General features: G+C 64.1%; 3 protein-coding genes. 2 read left to right on the top strand and 1 reads right to left on the bottom strand.

Translation table 11 applies throughout. The features are described from left to right. A partial coding sequence (locus ACEQXV_RS08425; RefSeq protein WP_370268720.1) for a 1-acyl-sn-glycerol-3-phosphate acyltransferase occupies positions 1 to 839 on the bottom strand: 839 nt, incomplete at its 3' end. A gap of 111 nt (positions 840 to 950) precedes the next feature. On the opposite strand from ACEQXV_RS08425, the gene ACEQXV_RS08420 reads away from it, so the two are divergent. Both ACEQXV_RS08420 and ACEQXV_RS08415 read left to right on the top strand, forming a co-directional pair. After that, positions 951 to 1,571, top strand: coding sequence for a class I SAM-dependent methyltransferase (locus ACEQXV_RS08420; protein WP_370251431.1), 621 nt, complete (start codon positions 951 to 953; stop codon positions 1,569 to 1,571). 139 nt (positions 1,572 to 1,710) lie between these two features. Continuing rightward, on the top strand, positions 1,711 to 3,391 hold a 1,681-nt coding region (locus ACEQXV_RS08415), incomplete at its 3' end, for a methylmalonyl-CoA mutase family protein (RefSeq protein ID WP_370268718.1).

Here is a 3,391-nt window from a genome sequence, read left to right as displayed (position 1 = left end):
TCTTCCATCACCCGGTCGTAGTTGATGGCCACGGGCACGAAGACCACGTCGCGGCTCTGCCCCGGCCGGAACCCGTCGATAATGTAGGACAAAAGCCCCAGTTTCGGTTCGCGCAGCGCACCCGTGCGCGTGAGTCCGCCTTCGGGAAACACGGCCTGGGTCACCCCGGCCTCGGTCGCCATCTGCACATAGCGCGCCAGCACCTTGCGATAGAGCGGGTTGTTGTGGCGGCGGCGGATGAAGTATCCGCCAAGCGACTTGATGAGCGGCTGCAAGGGCCAGACGCGCGCCCACTCGCCCACGGCATAGGCCAGCGCCGAGCGTTCGGCAGCAAGCCACGTGACAAGCACGTAATCCATGTTTGAACGGTGGTTGATCACGAAGATCACCGTCTTGTCCTGCCCGATGTCCTCAAGCGCGGCGGCATTGGCCGCGCCGACCCGTACCCGGTAGAGCGTGCGCGAAATCATCCGCGCGGCGCGAATGGCGAAGGCGAAATAGGTGAAGGCGGAAAAGCTGGGCACGATCTCGCGCGCGTAGCGTTCGGCGGTCTGCGCGGCCACGTCTTCGCGGATGCCGCGTTCGCGCGCGAAGTCCAGAACCGCCTGCGCGACCTCCGGGTCGTAGCGCAGCCGCAGGATCGTGTCGCGCCGGCGCGCCAGCTTGAAGGGCTGGATCGGGTAGGACAGGCGCTGGTTCAGCCGCTCGACCGCGCGCTCAAGACGCCTGCGCAGATACCAGCGCACCGAGGGCATCAGCACCCTGTCCAAGGCCGTGACCGCCGCGAAGAGCAGCACAAGGATCAGCAGCCAGGCCGGTATCTCGATCATCGTGGTCATTCGGGCGACGGTGGCAGGAAACGCCGGGCGCTTCAATCTCTCTCGGCGCGTTGGCCGCAGGCTTGACCGCCGCCGGGGATTCCCGGCTACACTTGCCCGCAAGGAGGCCCCATGACCAAACCCGATCTCGACAGCGCCTACGCCCTTGGCGGCAAGGAGGAAACACGCGAATTCTACAAGGCCTGGGCGGAAACCTACGACCAGACCTTTGCCCAGGATCGCGGCTATCGCTCGCCCGCCGAAGTGGCCCGCCGCTTTCGCGCAGCGGCTGACGGCAATGAACCGGTGCTGGATGTGGGCGCGGGCACCGGGCTGATCGGACAGGAAATGGCAGGCACCCGGATCGACGCGCTGGACCTTTCGCCCGAGATGCTGGAGGTCGCCGGGCGCAAGGGGGTCTACCGAAACCTCATCACCGCCGACCTGACAGGTCCGCTCGATATCCCCGATGCCAGCTATGGCGGCGTCGTGTCCTCGGGCACCTTCACCCATGGCCATGTGGGCCCGGTCTGTCTGCCGGAGCTGATGCGCATCACCCGGCCCGGCGCGCTGTTCGTCTGCACGGTCATCCCGGCGGTCTATGACAGCGCGGGCTTCGGATCCGCCCTGGCGCAGCTTGTGGCGGGCGCTCAGATCACGCCCATTCGCTTCCATGACTTCGCGATCTATGACAAGGCCGACGATTCCCATGGCGACGAACACGGGCTGATCATGGAGTTTCACCGGCTCTGAGCCGCCAATGCAGCCGCAGAATAGCAGCGCAGCATCTTTTCCGTCTCGCCGCAATGCAGCGAGTTGACGGGGTATTAAAATTCCAGATATACCCGGCCTGACGAAATAAGATTACCGATCTAGATTCGGAGGCCGCCTGATGACCGAGACCAAGAAAGACCGCCCCTGGCTTATTCGCACCTATGCCGGGCACTCGACCGCCAAGGCCTCGAACGCGCTCTATCGCGGCAACCTTGCCAAGGGGCAGACGGGCCTGTCCGTGGCCTTCGACCTGCCCACGCAGACAGGTTACGACAGCGACCACGAACTTGCGCGCGGCGAGGTGGGCAAGGTGGGCGTGCCTGTGTGCCACCTGGGCGACATGCGCGCGCTCTTCGACCAGATCCCGCTGGAACAGATGAACACCTCGATGACGATCAACGCCACGGCGCCTTGGCTGTTGTCGCTCTATATCGCGGTGGCCGAGGAACAGGGCGCGGATATTTCCAAGTTGCAGGGCACCGTCCAGAACGATCTGATCAAGGAATACCTCAGCCGCGGCACCTATGTCTGCCCGCCGAAACCATCGCTGAAGATGATCGCGGACGTGGCGGAATACTGCTACACCAACGTGCCGAAATGGAACCCGATGAACGTGTGTTCCTATCACCTGCAAGAGGCTGGCGCGACGCCCGAGCAGGAGCTGGCCTTCGCGCTGGCCACCGGCATTGCAGTGCTGGACGCGCTGCAACCGCGCGTGAAGCCCGAAGATGTCCCGGCGCTCTGCGGACGGATGTCCTTCTTCGTGAACGCGGGCATCCGGTTTGTCACCGAGATGTGCAAGATGCGCGCCTTCGTGGACCTCTGGGATGAAATCCTGCTGGAACGCTATGGTGTGGAAGACGCCAAGTTCCGCCGCTTCCGCTATGGTGTGCAGGTGAACAGTCTCGGCCTGACCGAGCAGCAGCCGGAAAACAACGTCTACCGCATCCTGATCGAGATGCTGGCCGTGACCCTGTCGAAGAAGGCGCGCGCCCGCGCGGTGCAGCTGCCCGCGTGGAACGAGGCGCTCGGCCTGCCCCGCCCGTGGGACCAGCAGTGGTCGATGCGGATGCAGCAAATTCTGGCCTATGAGACCGACCTTCTGGAATACGAAGACCTGTTCGACGGCAACCCCGCAGTCGACGCCAAGGTCGAAGCCCTGAAAGAAGGCGCACGTCAGGAACTGGCGCAGCTGGACGGCATGGGTGGCGCGGTCAGTTCGATCGAGTACATGAAAGGCCGCCTGGTCGAATCGAATGCGGATCGCCTGAACCGCATCGAAAAGAACGAAACCATCGTCGTCGGCGTAAACAAGTTCCAGCAGGGAGAACCCAGCCCGCTGGTCGGCTCGGACGGCGGCATCATGGTTGTCGACCCCGCGGTCGAAGTCGAGCAGATCGAACGCCTGAACGCTTGGCGCGCCGAGCGTGACGAAGCCGCAGTACAGGCCGCTCTGGCCGAACTGCGCGAAGTCACCAAAGCAGGCGGCAACGTCATGCCTGCCTCGATCAAGGCGGCCAAGGCTGGCGCGACCACCGGCGAATGGGCGGCAGAGATGCGCACGGCCTTCGGCGAATACCGTGGCCCGACCGGCGTTGCCCGTGGTGTATCGAACAAAACCGAGGGTCTGGACGATATCCGCGAGGCTGTGGACGCCGTCAGCGACAAGCTGGGTCGCCGCCTGAAGTTCCTGGTCGGCAAGCCCGGCCTTGACGGTCACTCAAACGGGGCCGAGCAGATTGCCTTCCGCGCGCGCGACTGTGGTATGGACATCGAATACGAAGGTATCCGTCTGACAC

This window comes from Nioella sp., from assembly GCF_964229645.1.
In the GTDB taxonomy this organism is placed as follows: Bacteria; Pseudomonadota; Alphaproteobacteria; order Rhodobacterales; family Rhodobacteraceae; genus Nioella.
Note: the sequence above shows the minus strand (reverse complement) of the source record. Positions and strands in the feature narration are given on the sequence as shown.

Excerpts from the sequence above, each read along its gene's own strand:
- ACEQXV_RS08420 (WP_370251431.1), top strand. The coding sequence starts at position 951 with ATGACCAAACCCGATCTCGACAGCGCCTACGCCCTTGGCGGCAAGGAG.